Here is a 14,219-nt window from a genome sequence, read left to right on the forward strand (position 1 = left end):
GTCACGGGGAATTGGGCAAAAAAAACAAACTGTTTTCTGCCCCTGAAAATCGGGTTTTGGTCACAATAGGGGCTGCTCTTGAGCCTTCAGCGTAAAACTTGCATCTTTTTGGAACTGTTTTGGCGTTTCTTATTAGTATCCAACACTCAACCTTCTGGCTATGCAGCAACTCACTCGCTTTTTCTGGTTCTGTAGCGGGGCAAACTTTGCCTTGCTCAAGCGCGCCCCTACCGAGTCCAACAAATATGTAGGCATAGGGGCAACCGTATTCTTTACTGGCGTATTGGCTGCGCTGGCAGCTGGCTATGCGCTATACACGGTTTTTCAAGCCTTGGTTCCTGCGATCTTTTTCGGCCTGCTTTGGGGTCTGATGATCTTCAATCTAGACCGGTTTATAGTATCCAGTATGAGAAAGCGAGAGAACGCCTGGGCGGAGTGGAAGCTGGCTATTCCGCGTTTGGTGCTGGCCGTATTGCTCGCTTTGGTCATATCAAAGCCGCTTGAACTGAAGATGTTTGAGCGGGAGATCAACCGCAAGCTGGATGAAAAAAAGACGGAGTTCATCGCACAATCCAAGGCGAATCTGGCAAAAGGTTTTCCCGAGATCCAGGAGCTGGAAACCAAAAAAGACTCACTGAAAGCGGAAGTGGCGGCTGCGGAAGCCTTTCGCGATCAGCTGCAAAAGGAGTACGATGCGGAGCGCTTTGGAGAAAAGACCTCAGGGACGAGCGGGATTGTGGGGCTGGGCACCAACGCCAAAAAGAAGGAGCGGCAACTTGACGCAGCGCAACTCGTGCTCGAGGATTTGCGGAAGAGAAATCAGGTCCGCGTCGATACATTGGAAGCTCAGATCAGGGCTTTTGTAGCGCTGAGGCAAGCTGAATTCGAAAAGCAACAACCAGGAATAGAAGGTTTTGACGGGCTTGCTGCCAGAATGGACGCGCTCGCAACCTTGACCGACGAGAGTTCGGCTATGGCCATGGCCAACGTCTTTATTATGTTGCTTTTCATTTCCATCGAGACAGCGCCGATCTTTGTGAAGCTGATATCGTCTAGAGGTCCTTATGATGAACTGCTGGAACTGCATGAGGATAGGGTGAAGCTTTTCAAAGGGGAAAAATGGACCAAAGCAAAAGGCGAGTCCGAAGCCCGCGTAGGATATTTTCAGGACACGCACTTCTATGCTACGGATCTGAACAAGGAGAAAACCAACCGAAAAAACAAAGTCCAAACGGAAGCGGAAATCGCAGAAATCGAGGAGAAATGGAGAAGGAAAGTCTGACGGACCAAACTGTTTAATAGCGCCCGCCAAACTGGTAAAGACAACTATTGACTCACTGCCTTGTCGATTACCACGTCCAGCTGATCCATGGTTCGGCTTACCGACTTCCACTCGGCAAAGCAGACAATCTTAACCAGGAATGCCAAGAACTTGCCTGGACTGATTAGTTTTCTTGCCAAAGCCGAAATGTTTTGGTCCCGATCCTGAATCTGAAAAGCTTTGTTGTTGTCGGCATGATATTCACCAGCGTATTTCCAGGCACCGTTTCTGGCAATCTGTATGGAGAAGTTGAGGAGCATTTCGTCCCTGCCCTTTGCCAGGGGAATCAGCCAGCCGAAGATAGGGGAGACTTTGCTGATGTTGCTTTTGACCCCATCGACCAACTCAGCCAAAAGGGAATTGATTTGATTAAAGTCGCCCTGTATCCCGGAAAGCTCTTTTTCCGCCATCGTTTCGGCGGCGGCGATCCCCAGATCCAGATTGATGTGGGCATTGATGCCCAGAAATAGATGTTGTAGTACGAGGTGTTTTGCCTCTTTGCTTGCTTCAAAGGCCAGTCGCCAGCTTTCGGTGCAGCCCGCGCCCTGCTGCCAGAGCTCATACGCGTCGATGAAGCGCTTCGCAAAACATACGTCCAACACCTCCATTCTCGGATTGTCTTCAAATTCCCCAGCCAGTATGCCGTCCCTGACTCTTCGGGTGACCTGCCGGTACAATATTGCGAAGTAGCCGATTCGGGACTGCTTGGATTTACATTCATCTACAATCTGGTCCATTCGGAGCAGCACGTCGTGGATGGTATTCATATTCAGTTATTTGATAAAAAATGCTTCGAGGATATCACCGACAAAATAGGCCACAACAGCCGCAAGTGCACCCAACGCAAAAGTCTCGCTAATGCTCCTGATCGCGGATGTCTGATTGACGTAGCTTTTCAGCCAGCCGACGACCAAAAAGGCGAACCCAGTCAAGACGCAAGTCCAGAAAAAGATATCCCTCTCCGTGGGGAAAAAGAAGTCCCAGAGATAGATCAGGAGGGGAATAAGTCCGACCGAGACGAAGGACACCAAAGTCGCCAAACCTATGGTGAAAGGACTCTTGGTGTCGCGGATCATTTCGAGTTCATCCTTCATCATTTCCGCAACCCAAAGATGCTTGTCCGAGCAGATGTGGTCAACGATTTTATCCAGAAGATCTCCCACAAATCCCTTCTCTCGATAGATCTGCTCGATTTCCCTGCGCTCTGTTTCCGGTAGGTTTTCCACTTCCCAGTATTCGATTTTTTCATGCTTGGTATAGTTGTCCCGCTCGCTTTTGGCAGAAAGATATGCGCCCACCGACATCGAGAACCCGTCCGCAAACAAATTGGCGAAGCCAAGGATGATGAGTATTCCCGAATCCAGATTCGCGCCAAATCCCCCAGCCACCACGGCAAATGTGGTAACTGCGCCGTCTATCCCGCCGTATACGAATTCCCCGAGGTATTCTTGGATCTTACCAAACCTGGCAGACTGTTGGTGGATTTTACTCTCTTTCATGCCTTATTCGAGATTTTCGAGGAGAAATCGTTTCACATTTTCTCCCATGACGGATCGGATTTCCTCTTCGGTGAAGCCGGATTCCATCAGCCCTTCGACGATCAATGGTAAGCCAGTAATGTCGAAAGGCACACTTACCGAACCATCATAGTCAGAGCCAAGGGCAACATATCGAACTCCAACCAAGTCCCTCACATATTTGATGGACGCGATGATATTTGGAAGCTCTGGACTGCCGACCGCACCGTCAAAAAAAGCGATGCCGATAATCCCGCCTTTGTCGGCGATCTTTCTGATCTGTTCGTCGCTCAGATTGCGCTGTGAGTCCAGCACTCCGCGCACGCCGGTATGCGAGATGATCACGGGCTTTGTACTTAGGTCCAATACATCGTCCACGATGGCAGGCGAGGAGTGGGCCAGGTCGATGAAAATCCCAAGCTCATTCATTCTTCTGATGGCAGACTTCCCAAATTCTGTCAGCCCTTCGTTGTTTTCCCCATGTGCGGATCCACCGAATTCATTGTCGAAAAAGTGGGTGGGGCCTATCATGCGCACTCCTGCCTGATAGACTTTTTCCAGATTTTCGAGCGAGCCTTCGATCGCATGTCCACCTTCGATGCCGAGCATAGCTCCTATGACCTCTTTGTTGGACATTCTTGCCTCGATGAGCTGTTCCAGTTCTTTTTTCGAACGGATGAAAATAGCGTTCCCTTCTTCTTTTTCCACAAAATCCGATAAGGCTTCTGATTGGGAAAGAGTTCGTTTAATGAGGCTGAACCAGTTCCATGGCCCTTCGCCTTTGGCAATTGTAAGGGGAGTGATATTGTCAAAGGTGTCGGAGGAATTTTTCTTCATATTTTGGCCAGAGGGAGACTTCGACACAATGGTGAACATCTCTAGGGCGACATTTGAGTCGCGCATCCTAGGGAAATCCACGTGTCCGCGTGAACCCCGCTGGGTCAGATCTCTTCCCCACAATAAGGCGTCGCAATGAAGGTCCGCGATAAAATCCAATCGTCCATACAATTGTCGGGCTTCCAAGGAAACCGAATAAGGAGAGCTTTGAGTTACTGGGTTTCTTTGAGCTTCGATGTAGGGTGGGATAAAGGCAATGCCGGCTAGATATAGGGCCAAGATTACGCCGGCAAAAAGGAAGGTCTTTTTCATCTGGGTGGGTTTTGGTTCAAGTTAAATGAAAAATTCAATGCCTGTGGTTTGGCGTTGGACAATCTTAGTTTTGGATTGAAGAAAAAAAATCCGGTTTTTTTTATTGAAGTTTTGAATATTTGAAGTCTTTTCTTAGGTTTAAGAAACTTTTGCATACTAAAACATAGCTCAACCTAGCCTAATGCCAAAGTTTATATGGTTTTAATCCATTAACAATAAACCCTAACCGGGAGCCTATTTTCAAAAAGGCTCCCTTTTTTTATATCTCTTTGTTTTGGTATTTTGTGAACTTTTGAAAAATCGGTTTAAAAAAGTATCCCATTGCATGATTTTTTTGTAAAAAGTTAAAAAACTGGTTTTTCCATTTGTAAAATCTTGGATTTTAGAAGATTCTGAATTTGCTCGCAAATAGGAGGATTCCTTTTTGAAAATTTGGAAACTGGAGATTTTGGTTAGGAAACTGTTACCCGATTTTTGGGACGCGATCCAAGGCGGAACTTATTATTTCAGAGGGCTTAATGTAAATTTTTATGGAAGTCTGGAATGCGATTTTTTGAATTGGAGACAGATTTCCATGGTAGGGACTTTGTTGGTGATAGAATAGTATTCCAATCCTTTTTTGGAAACTCGTGATGCTATTCGATTGAATTCAGATCTCCATGAGGCGATCTATCGGAAAAATTTCGGGTTGATGTGAGTGCTAGGAGAGACCTAGGCTGGAAAGGAGCGAGCTTTTCCTTTTGTCAAAATTGAATTCCAAGGCAATTCTCTTCGAGTTCTCTTGGGAAAGGTGGTCGAGGTCCTTTTTGAACAGATTCTCCAACTCATCTTCTAGGAGCTGCAGGTCTTTTCTTTGCAGAACCAAGCCGCTTGTTCCAATGATTTCTGGAATCGCTCCTACTGCTGAACCAATTGGAATGCAGCCGCAGGCCATTGCTTCACCCAGGGCGTTTGGAAAGCCTTCTGAGGTTGAAAGCTGAAGGTAAAATTGATGTTTGTTGTAGAGCTCTTTGAGCTGCATAGGGCTCAATTTTCCCAATACCTTCACGTTTGAGTTACGGGAACGGTAGTCTTTGTCCCCGACTAGAGTAAAGCTCCAATCGGGGTGGTTTTCGGCCAACATTTCGATCAGGTCATAGCCTTTGACAATAGCTCGGGAAGTAGTGGAGGTTCCGGTGGCAACCGATATGAAGCTTTTTGGATGTCTTTCAAAATTCAGCTGTTTCCAAAAATCGGTATCGAAGCCATTGTGAACGACTTGAATGGGGGTTTTTAAGGTGGGAATCAAGTTCAAAAGGCCCTGCTTTGGGTTGATTCGTGGATCGTATCGATAGTCATGTTGGACAAGGGACGCGGCTACGGGAAGGATTTGGCTACAATTTTTGAAAGAGTAAACGGTCGCTTTTCTAAGCCATTTTTTCCGGAAATTCCCATAGCCTATTTCCGGCATATTCATGCAGTCCATGCCGCCTGCTTGAATGGTACACTTTTTTCCAAAGACCTTTCCAAACCATACGGGCAAAACACTGTGGTATCCCCCAAAAAAGCATAGGTATTGATCTGTTTTGGGCAAAAACCAAAGTAGCTGGAAGAACTGGAGGAAAAAGTAGAAGGGGAGTTGGGTGGGCTGATTGGTGAAAACCAGCGGCCGGATCTTGGCAACTGGGCTGATCATTTCCAAATCCCGATCGATAAAAGTGGTGCGAATAGGGAAGGTATAAATGATCATGCTTTATTAGAAAGGCAACTTGAAGGTAATTTAGAAAATGAAAAAGGGGAAACAACGCTCCCCTTTTCCTTTGGTTTTGTCTGTTTTTATAAGACGAGGTTTACAATCTTACCTGGCACGATGATCGCTTTTTTTGGTGCCTTGCCTTCCAGCCACTTTTGAACGCCTTCGTCGGAGAGCGCGGCTTTTTCGATCTCCTGAACGGAGAGCGAAAGGGAAAGGTTGATTTTAGCGCGCATCTTGCCATTGATCATCACCGGGTACTCAAACGCGCTCTCTACCAAGTACTCTTCTTTGAAATCAGGAAAAGAAGACTTTGTGATAGACTCCTGATGACCTAGTAGTGCCCAGAGCTCCTCGGCGATGTGCGGAGCATAAGGAGAAATCAATACCGCCAAGGGTTCCAAGATCTCCCGCTTGTTGGATTTCAACGCAGTCAGCTCATTCACGCAGATCATGAAGCTGGACACGGAAGTGTTAAAGGAATGGTTGGCCATATCCTCTTCCATCTTTTTGATGGCTTTGTGCAAGGCTTTCAATTCTTCTTTGCTCGCTGGGGCATCGGAAACAGAGAATTCGCCAGCTGCATTGTGGTACAGGTTCCAGAGCTTTCTCAAAAACTTGAACACGCCGTCGATCCCGTTGGTGTTCCAAGGCTTGAACTGCTCCAAAGGCCCCAAGAACATCTCATACAAGCGAAGCGTGTCGGCGCCGTACCGCTCGATGATGTCGTCCGGATTGACCACATTGTACTTGGACTTGGACATTTTTTCGACCTCAGAGCCGCAGATGTATTTGCCATCTTCCAGGATAAATTTCGCATCGGCCAAGTCCGGTCTCCAGGCTTTGAATTTTTCCAGGTTCAGCTGATCGTTGTGCACGATGTTTACGTCTACGTGCATGGCAAAGGAATCGTATTGATCCTTCAGTCCGTAGCTCACGAACTGGTTGCTTCCTTTGACTCGGTACACGAAGTTGGATCTACCTTGGATCATCCCTTGGTTGATCATTTTTTGGAAAGGCTCATCGATATGGACAGCCCCTATATCATGCAAGAACTTCGTCCAGAATCTGGAATACAGCAGGTGTCCCGTGGCATGTTCCGAACCTCCGATATAGAGGTCTACTGCCCCCCAGTAATCCGTTTTGGCTTTGTCAGCAAACACCGAATTGTTTTTCGTATCCATGTAGCGGAAGAAGTACCAGCTGGAACCGGCCCAACCTGGCATGGTGGACATTTCCAAAGGAAATTCTCCCTCCGCCGTTTTGTAAGTCCAGTCTTTTGCACGTCCCAAAGGCGGTTCTCCGTCTTCGGTCGGCAAATATTTGTCTACCTCAGGCAATACCAAAGGCAAGTCTTTTTCCTCGATCAGATAAGGCAGGCCGTCCTTGAAATAAACCGGAAGCGGCTCACCCCAGTAGCGCTGACGCGTAAAGATCGCGTCCCTCATCCGGTATTGGATTTTGCCTTTGCCTATGCCTTTCTCCTCCAAAAACTCAATGGCCTTGGCCATCGCGTCTTTCATGTACAGGTTGGATATAAAGCCGGAGTTGATGATGAAGCCGCCTTTGCCTGGGAAAGAACCATTTTCCATGGAACCGTCAATCACTTGGCGGATCTCCAAGCCAAAGTGCTTTGCAAAGTTGTAGTCTCGCTCATCGTGCGCAGGAACGGCCATTACGGCGCCTGTTCCGTATCCAGCCAGCACATAATCAGCTACCCAGATTTGGATTTCCTCCCCATTGAATGGATTGATGGCATAGGAGCCAGTGAAAGCTCCGGAAATGGTCTTCACATCGCTCATTCGCTCGCGCTCTGAGCGGTTTTTGGCCACTTCTATATAGGCCTCGGCAATCGCACGCTGACCTTCGGTGATCAGGCTAGCCGCCAGCTCCGATTCCGGTGCCAAAGCCAGGTAAGTCACTCCATAAATAGTGTCCACGCGGGTCGTAAAGACTTTGATGGTTTGGTCCGATCCCTTCACTTGAAAAATCACCTCGGCTCCGATCGACTTTCCGATCCAGTTGCGCTGCATTTCCTTGATGGGTTCTGCCCAATCGACCCGGTCAAGTCCTTGTAGCAGGCGATCGGCGTAGGCGGTGATCCGCATGGACCATTGCATCATCTTTTTGCGCTCCACGGGATGGCCGCCTCTTTCGGAGAAGCCATCTTTCACCTCGTCGTTGGAAAGTACTGTTCCCAAAGCGGCACACCAGTTGACGGTGGTTTCAGCAAGGAAGGTTAGACGGTATTTGAGCAACATTTCCTGCTTTTCCTTTACCGAGAATGCCTTCCAGTCCTCAGCGGAAAATGTCGGAGTGTCCTCATCGCTCACAGCATTTACCCCTTTATTGCCCAAAGTCTCAAATCGGGAAATTAAGGAGTCGATTGAAAGAGCCTTATTCGCATCCAAATCATAATAGCTCTTGAAGAGCTGCATAAAGATCCACTGCGTCCACTTGTAGTAGGCAGGATCGGAGGTTCTTACCTCCCGGTCCCAATCAAAGGCAAAACCGATGTTTTTCAACTGCTCGGTATAGCGAGAAATGTTTTGTTCGGTAGTGATGGCAGGATGCTGTCCGGTCTGAATGGCGTATTGTTCAGCTGGCAGACCAAAGGAATCATAGCCCATAGGATGCAGGACGTTGAATCCCTTTAGGGCCTTGAACCGGCTCACGATATCCGATGCGATGTATCCCAGTGGATGGCCGACGTGTAGACCGGCTCCGGAGGGGTAGGGAAACATATCCAGGGAGTAGAACTTAGGTCGGTTGGGGTCGACTTCCGCCTTGAAAGTGCCCTTCTCATTCCAATAGCTTTGCCATTTCTGCTCGATTTCCCGGAAGTTGTAATCCGCCATGATTGAAATATTCTTGATTTTTTGACTGAATGCCTGCAAAAATAGAAAAATCAGGCGGCTTTGGTAGGCAATTTTCCAATTCCTCTCAAATCGGGCTTTTTGCCACTGGTCAATTTTGTTTCAGACACTTGGGGCTTTTTTGTATTTTCCAAAACCTAACCAACCGACCTTATGAGAAAGAAATTACTGTTAGCCTTTGCACTGGCAGCTGGAGTTTGCCTTTCGGCTTTTCCCCAAAAAAAATACTCTACCAAGCAAATCGAAGCCCTCAAGACTGAGGTAGCAGAAATCGTACAGGCCAATCACAAGCAAAGTCAGGTGATGGTCGATAAGATTTTCAGCTTTGCGGAACTGGGTTTTCAAGAGATCGAATCTTCCAAATACCTTACTGGCATACTTGAGAAAAATGGTTTCAAGATAGAAAATGGCGTGTCTGGGATTCCTACCGCATGGTTTGCGACCTGGAGTAACGGAGAGGGACCTGTCATCGCTTTGGGGTCTGATGTGGATGATATTCCGAAAGCATCCCAATATCCAGGTGTAGCCTATCACAAGCCGATCGTGGAGGGAGCTCCTGGCCATGGGGAAGGTCACAATGCAGGAATTCCGTTGAATATCACGGCAGCACTTGCTGTCAAGCAAATCATGGAGCGCGAAAATATCGGCGGGACGTTGGTTCTTTGGCCTGGAATTGCTGAAGAATTGGTAGCAGCTAAAGCTTGGTTTACGCGAGACGGAAAGTTTGACGGAGTGGATATCTGTATTTTCACCCACGTGGCCAATAATCTCGGAGTTAGCTATGGCCAAGCTTCCGGAACGGGTTTGATTTCTGTAGAATACACCTTCTCGGGAGATGCTGCACATTCTGCTGGAGCTCCATGGAGAGGAAAAAGCGCCGCAGATGCGACTGAGCTGATGAATATCGGATGGAACTACAAGCGCGAGCATTTGCATCCGCTCAAGCGTTCCCACTCGGTGATTACCGACGGGGGAGACCAACCAAATGTGGTCCCGTCCCAAGCTTCGATTTGGTACTACTTCCGAGACGTGAAATACGATGGCATCATGGAGATGTACGCCCAAGCCAATGATATTGCCGCAGGTGCCGCGCTCATGACGGGGACTACCATGACCTCCAAAATAGTTGGAACCGCTTGGCCACGCCACTTCAACAAGACGATCGCCGAGACGATGTATCAAAACATCTTGAAAGTAGGGCTTCCGGAATGGGATGAAAAAGACCAAACCTTGGCAAAAGCCGCTCAGAAGGAACAGGGTTCCAAAGAAGAGGGGCTGGCTACCAAATTGGACACCCTGGGCTTGCCGGTGAAGGAACCGATCTCTGGAGGTTCGGATGATATTGGGGATGTTTCTTGGGTGGTGCCTACTGTGACCTTGAGGTTTCCGTCTAATATCCCAGGCCTGCCCGGCCACCACTGGAGCAATGCTATTGCCATGGCTACACCGATTGCGCACAAAGGGGTGACTGCCGGTGCCAAAGCTGAAGCGATGACTATTTTGGATTTTCTGTTGAAGCCGGAATTGGTGGATCAGGCTTGGGATTACTTCAAAAACGTCCAGACCAAAGAGGAAACTTACAAACCAATGATTAACCAAGATGATCCAGCACCGATCTATCTTAATACGGAGACGATGAAGCGCTTCCGTCCCGAGTTGGAGAAGTACTACTATGACGAAACCAAGTACGATACCTACTTGGAGCAGCTGGGCGTGACCTACCCAACAGTGAAAAAAGATTGAAAAATGGGCGGATTTGAAAATTGAAACGGCAAGCAGCTAAATTAGATAGCTGGTTCGCAAGAGTTTTTCAATGTCTCAAGTTTCAAATCCAATGAATTTCATAATCAGGGAAGCCTCTCTGGAAGAACTCCTATGGGTGCATGAGCACATCCCGGAGTTTCCCGGAAAGGCTTCCCTCAATTTTTATGAAGACCGATTGAGGCACCGTCTTTACTTGGCTTTGGTAGCGGAAAACCAAGAAGGGCTATTGGGTTTTAAGGTTGGGTATCAGAGCGAAACACCCAATACATTTTATTCCTGGATGGGAGGAGTGCTTCCCGATTTCAGAAAACACGGAGTCGCTGATGCATTGGCGGAATACCAAGAGAAATGGGCTAGAGAGCAAGGCTTCAAATCTGTCTTTTTCAAAACGAGAAACCGCTTTCCGGCCATGATATGCTTCGGGCTAAGCCGTGGCTTCAAGATCATCGAGGTTTTGCCGAAGGGAGGAGTGGAAGATTATCGGATAGTGATGGGAAAGGATTTGTGATTTATAAATTTATAGTTGTTAAGCTTTTTGGATTGTTTATCTTCGGGAAAGGGAATCTTATAGGCTTTCGCAACCATGAAAAAAAGCAACAAGCAAATGCTGAAACTTATTCTTCTGAGTTTTTGGGGTGCTATTCTCGGTAGTTACTTCAAAATAAATGGAAACCCGAATGGGGATATTATTTTGGCCTGCGCCATCATTTTTAAGTTTACTGGAATAATTGGTTTACTCTACTTTAACAGGAAAAAGATCGTCGAATTCCTTAACTGATTTCGTGTCGAAATGGGGGAGTCTTTGCCTTTCGGTTTCTGAAAACACATTTTTTGCTATTTTTGCATTCTCATTCACCAGCGGTTCAATCGCCCGCTTTACCAAAAATTCATGAAGACTCTAGAACTCATCGCGTCGAGCAAACAAGAATTAGTGGCCGCCGGCCTACAGCTTCCGATCATGGAGGCGTTTTATACCATCCAAGGAGAAGGCAGATTTACAGGCTATCCGGCCTATTTTATCCGGCTGGGAGGCTGTGATGTGGGCTGCGTCTGGTGCGATGTGAAGGAAAGTTGGGAAGCGGAAAAGTGGCCGGTTTTGGCTATCGAGCAGATCGTGGAGGATGCCTTGGCCCACCCCGGCCGATTGGCCGTGATCACCGGAGGTGAACCTTTGATGTACGATTTGGGTCCGCTGACTAAGCTTTTGAAGGAAAAAGGCTTCACCACCAACATTGAAACTTCCGGCGCGCATCCTCTTTCGGGCGACTTTGACTGGGTTTGCTTTTCACCAAAGAAATTCAAAAAACCGCATCCATCCATCTACAAGCATGCCGACGAACTCAAGGCAGTAGTCTTCAACAAAAGCGATTTTGCCTTTGCCGAAGAGCATGCCGCCAAAGTAAGTCCCCTGTGTGAACTGCGCCTCCAGCCTGAGTGGAGTAAGGCTACGCTTTTCATTCCCGAGATCGTCGAGTACGTTAAAAACCACCCAAATTGGAAAATATCTCTGCAAACGCATAAATTTATGGACATTCCATAAGTAAATGCGCCCTGTTTTTCTCTTTGCCATTCTGTTTTTCTTCTTTCTGCGAGCTGAAGCCCAGACCTACTCGATTATAGATGGCCGGGCAATCAAGTTTTATCAAGAAGGCGAAGAGCTGACCCTTGCGAGGCGCTACGATGAAGCGCTGGCGAAGTATCAGGCAGCAATAGCAAGGGAGGCATCGTTTTTGGAAGCCTATGTCAAAGCCTCCCAATTGCTGATCACCCAAGGTAGACTGGGTGAGGCTGAAAAAATAGCCGTTGCAGGAAAATCTAAGCTTGGCGGAAAGAATGCTACCCCCAAGAATTCGGCGGATTTCGGCTGGCTTTTTTCAAACCTCTATCTCAAGCAGGGCAAATTCACGGAAGCTTTCCGGCAGTTTCAGGAAGTGGATCCACTTTTTGACGAAGCATTCAAAAAGTCCATGTACTACACCCAGATGAAAAGCCAGATGGATTTTTTGGGAACGCAGCTGGGTGATATCCGCTCAATCGAGAAGGAGATACTGAAGTCCCCTTTGAATGAATTCAATCTCCAGTATTTTCCAGTACTGACCGCTGACGGCGAGCAGATCCTTTTTACGAAAAGAGACGGTACGGGAAATTTTGACAAGGAGGATATTTTCACTGCGTTTTCGAATGGCGACGACGGCTGGACCAGCCCTCGCAGCTTAGCCCAGACTATCAATTCCCTATACAACGAAGGCACTTGCTCGGTGACGGCAGACGGAAAGATACTGATCTATACCTCCTGCGATGCCCCGGACTCTCAGGGGAGCTGTGACCTCTACGTGGCCTACAAGGTAAATGGGGCCTGGGAACGCCCTACCAATATGGGAGCCAAAGTAAATTCCCGGTCTTGGGACTCGCAGCCCTCGCTGTCTGCCGACGGGCGGATTTTGTTTTTTTCCTCCAATCGTCGCGGGGGATTTGGTGGCAATGATATCTGGTACAGCGTCCGTCAAAACGACGGTTCCTGGTCGGATGCCAAAAACCTCGGGGACGTGGTGAATACACCAAAGGATGAGATATCGCCTTTTATGTTTTTCAACAACGAGATCCTTTTTTTTGCCTCGGATGGGCATTTCGGCTTTGGGGGGATGGATATTTTTCTTTCGAGGGTGAAAAATGGGGAATTCCAAAAACCCGAAAATCTAGGACTTCCCATCAATGACCAGTTGGAGCAGGTGGCACTTTTCATCACGGCCAAAAAAGACTATGCCTACTACACCGAGCTTTCTTCGGAAGAAGATGAAAATGACCGGTCTTTGCTCTACCGTTTTAAGTTTCCCGAGGAAATTTACTTGGGGGAAAATCTGACCGTAACGGAAGGGAAGGTTTTCAACGCCAAAACTGGGCAGCCCGTAGATGCGACCCTGTCGCTGGTGTCATTGACGAATGACAGTACGCTGTACCAGTTTCAGTCCGACGGAAAAACCGGCGAATTCATGATGCTCTACCCGGAAAATGCCGTGTCTGGGCTATATGTGGAAAAGAAGGGCTTCCTGCCAAAAATCTACAATGTGGAGCGGGACAAGATCCAAAACGTAAAGGATCTCAAAGTGGAGCTGACTCCCGTTGGGCCGGGTGAGGAGTTTGTGTTCGAAAACGTGTTTTTTGAGTTTGACAAATATGACTTGAAGCCTGAATCAAAGTCTTCGCTTACCCGTCTCTTGAAATTCTTGCTTGAAAATCCCAACGTGAACATCCTGATCACGGGCCATACCGATAATGTCGGGAGTGAAGCCTACAATCAAACGCTAAGTCTGCAGAGGGCCACAAGTGTGCAGTCGTTTTTGGTCGCTGCCGGCCTTCATCCCGGGCGGGTGATGGTGGAAGGCAAGGGTGACAAGGAGCCGATGGTTCCAAATACCAGTCCCAAAAACCAGGCCCTGAATAGGCGTATCACCATCAAAATCCTTTGACTTTCCTCAGTCGCTTCAGCCCGCTCATGCGTTTTTTTTTTTATGGCTTTCGGGTATGCCAATTTTAGGTCGTTGAAAGCTAGCATCTTGGCAATTTTTTGAAGGATTTTGTTGCTCAATCCTAAAGCCAACAACTGACTGAGGATCTAGTCGCAATCGTCCGTAACGGACTTTCGGTCTACCATTCATGTATTTTTTGATTTTCAGGACATTTTTTTGTGAGAATTAACTTTTGTTAACATTTGCTTCTCGAAATAATAATCTGATTCAGTCCGTAATTTTTCATTTAACAGAATGATATTCTAAAAAGGTTTATAAAGGCGTGGATATTATTTGCCAGTTCTCATAAACTTTTGTACATTCTTACCGGTACTTCAAGCAGAATGTCAGAGT

General features: G+C 47.5%; 10 protein-coding genes. 5 read left to right on the forward strand and 5 right to left on the reverse strand.

Annotation, left to right across the window (positions count from 1 at the left end; genetic code table 11):
• Positions 1–160 precede the first annotated feature (160 nt).
• Positions 161–1,282 carry a DUF4407 domain-containing protein gene (locus J0A67_RS21070; RefSeq protein ID WP_206571370.1) on the forward strand — a complete coding sequence of 374 codons (1,122 nt, stop codon included), beginning with the start codon at positions 161–163 and terminating at the stop codon, positions 1,280–1,282.
• A gap of 44 nt (positions 1,283–1,326) precedes the next feature.
• Here the strand turns inward: J0A67_RS21070 and J0A67_RS21075 are convergent, their stop codons facing one another.
• The 5 genes from J0A67_RS21075 to leuS all read right to left on the reverse strand — a co-directional run bounded on the left by J0A67_RS21075 (position 1,327) and on the right by leuS (position 8,577).
• Positions 1,327–2,088, reverse strand: a complete 762-nt coding sequence (locus tag J0A67_RS21075) for a DUF5995 family protein (RefSeq protein WP_206571371.1) — start codon at positions 2,086–2,088, stop codon at positions 1,327–1,329.
• 6 nt (positions 2,089–2,094) lie between these two features.
• Positions 2,095–2,820 (reverse strand): VIT1/CCC1 transporter family protein, encoded by a 726-nt coding sequence (locus J0A67_RS21080; RefSeq protein ID WP_206571372.1) that lies wholly within the window; start codon positions 2,818–2,820, stop codon positions 2,095–2,097.
• 3 nt (positions 2,821–2,823) lie between these two features.
• Positions 2,824–3,987 carry a dipeptidase gene (locus J0A67_RS21085; protein WP_206571373.1) on the reverse strand — a complete coding sequence of 388 codons (1,164 nt, stop codon included), beginning with the start codon at positions 3,985–3,987 and terminating at the stop codon, positions 2,824–2,826.
• Between the two features lie 700 nt (positions 3,988–4,687).
• Positions 4,688–5,716: a glycosyltransferase family 4 protein gene (locus tag J0A67_RS21090; protein ID WP_206571374.1), complete on the reverse strand. Its 1,029-nt coding sequence runs from the start codon at positions 5,714–5,716 to the stop codon at positions 4,688–4,690.
• An 86-nt stretch (positions 5,717–5,802) separates the two neighbouring features.
• Positions 5,803–8,577 carry a leucine--tRNA ligase gene (gene leuS, locus J0A67_RS21095; RefSeq protein ID WP_206571375.1) on the reverse strand — a complete coding sequence of 925 codons (2,775 nt, stop codon included), beginning with the start codon at positions 8,575–8,577 and terminating at the stop codon, positions 5,803–5,805.
• A 171-nt stretch (positions 8,578–8,748) separates the two neighbouring features.
• On the opposite strand from leuS, the gene J0A67_RS21100 reads away from it, so the two are divergent.
• The 4 genes from J0A67_RS21100 to J0A67_RS21115 all read left to right on the forward strand — a co-directional run bounded on the left by J0A67_RS21100 (position 8,749) and on the right by J0A67_RS21115 (position 13,826).
• Complete coding sequence (locus J0A67_RS21100) at positions 8,749–10,338, forward strand: amidohydrolase (protein WP_206571376.1); 1,590 nt, start codon at positions 8,749–8,751, stop codon at positions 10,336–10,338.
• Positions 10,339–10,429: 91 nt separating this feature from the next.
• Entirely contained in the window at positions 10,430–10,867 is a 438-nt protein-coding gene (locus tag J0A67_RS21105; RefSeq protein ID WP_206571377.1) for a GNAT family N-acetyltransferase, read from the forward strand.
• Positions 10,868–11,248: 381 nt separating this feature from the next.
• Entirely contained in the window at positions 11,249–11,899 is a 651-nt protein-coding gene (locus J0A67_RS21110; protein WP_241265282.1) for a 7-carboxy-7-deazaguanine synthase QueE, read from the forward strand.
• A gap of 4 nt (positions 11,900–11,903) precedes the next feature.
• On the forward strand, positions 11,904–13,826 hold the full coding sequence (locus J0A67_RS21115; protein ID WP_206571378.1) for an OmpA family protein: 1,923 nt from the start codon (positions 11,904–11,906) through the stop codon (positions 13,824–13,826).
• Positions 13,827–14,219 lie beyond the last annotated feature (393 nt).

It is taken from the genome of Algoriphagus aestuariicola (genome assembly GCF_017254835.1).
Lineage (GTDB): Bacteria > Bacteroidota > Bacteroidia > Cytophagales > Cyclobacteriaceae > Algoriphagus > Algoriphagus aestuariicola.

What these genes read in the sequence shown, in the direction of transcription:
- J0A67_RS21105 (WP_206571377.1), top strand. Translation starts at nt 10,430, where the DNA reads ATGAATTTCATAATCAGGGAAGCCTCTCTGGAAGAACTCCTATGGGTG.
- J0A67_RS21080 (WP_206571372.1), bottom strand. Translation starts at nt 2,820, where the DNA reads ATGAAAGAGAGTAAAATCCACCAACAGTCTGCCAGGTTTGGTAAGATC.
- J0A67_RS21085 (WP_206571373.1), bottom strand. Translation starts at nt 3,987, where the DNA reads ATGAAAAAGACCTTCCTTTTTGCCGGCGTAATCTTGGCCCTATATCTA.
- J0A67_RS21100 (WP_206571376.1), top strand. Translation starts at nt 8,749, where the DNA reads ATGAGAAAGAAATTACTGTTAGCCTTTGCACTGGCAGCTGGAGTTTGC.
- J0A67_RS21090 (WP_206571374.1), bottom strand. Translation starts at nt 5,716, where the DNA reads ATGATCATTTATACCTTCCCTATTCGCACCACTTTTATCGATCGGGAT.
- J0A67_RS21110 (WP_241265282.1), top strand. Translation starts at nt 11,249, where the DNA reads ATGAAGACTCTAGAACTCATCGCGTCGAGCAAACAAGAATTAGTGGCC.
- J0A67_RS21070 (WP_206571370.1), top strand. Translation starts at nt 161, where the DNA reads ATGCAGCAACTCACTCGCTTTTTCTGGTTCTGTAGCGGGGCAAACTTT.
- leuS (WP_206571375.1), bottom strand. Translation starts at nt 8,577, where the DNA reads ATGGCGGATTACAACTTCCGGGAAATCGAGCAGAAATGGCAAAGCTAT.
- J0A67_RS21115 (WP_206571378.1), top strand. Translation starts at nt 11,904, where the DNA reads ATGCGCCCTGTTTTTCTCTTTGCCATTCTGTTTTTCTTCTTTCTGCGA.
- J0A67_RS21075 (WP_206571371.1), bottom strand. Translation starts at nt 2,088, where the DNA reads ATGAATACCATCCACGACGTGCTGCTCCGAATGGACCAGATTGTAGAT.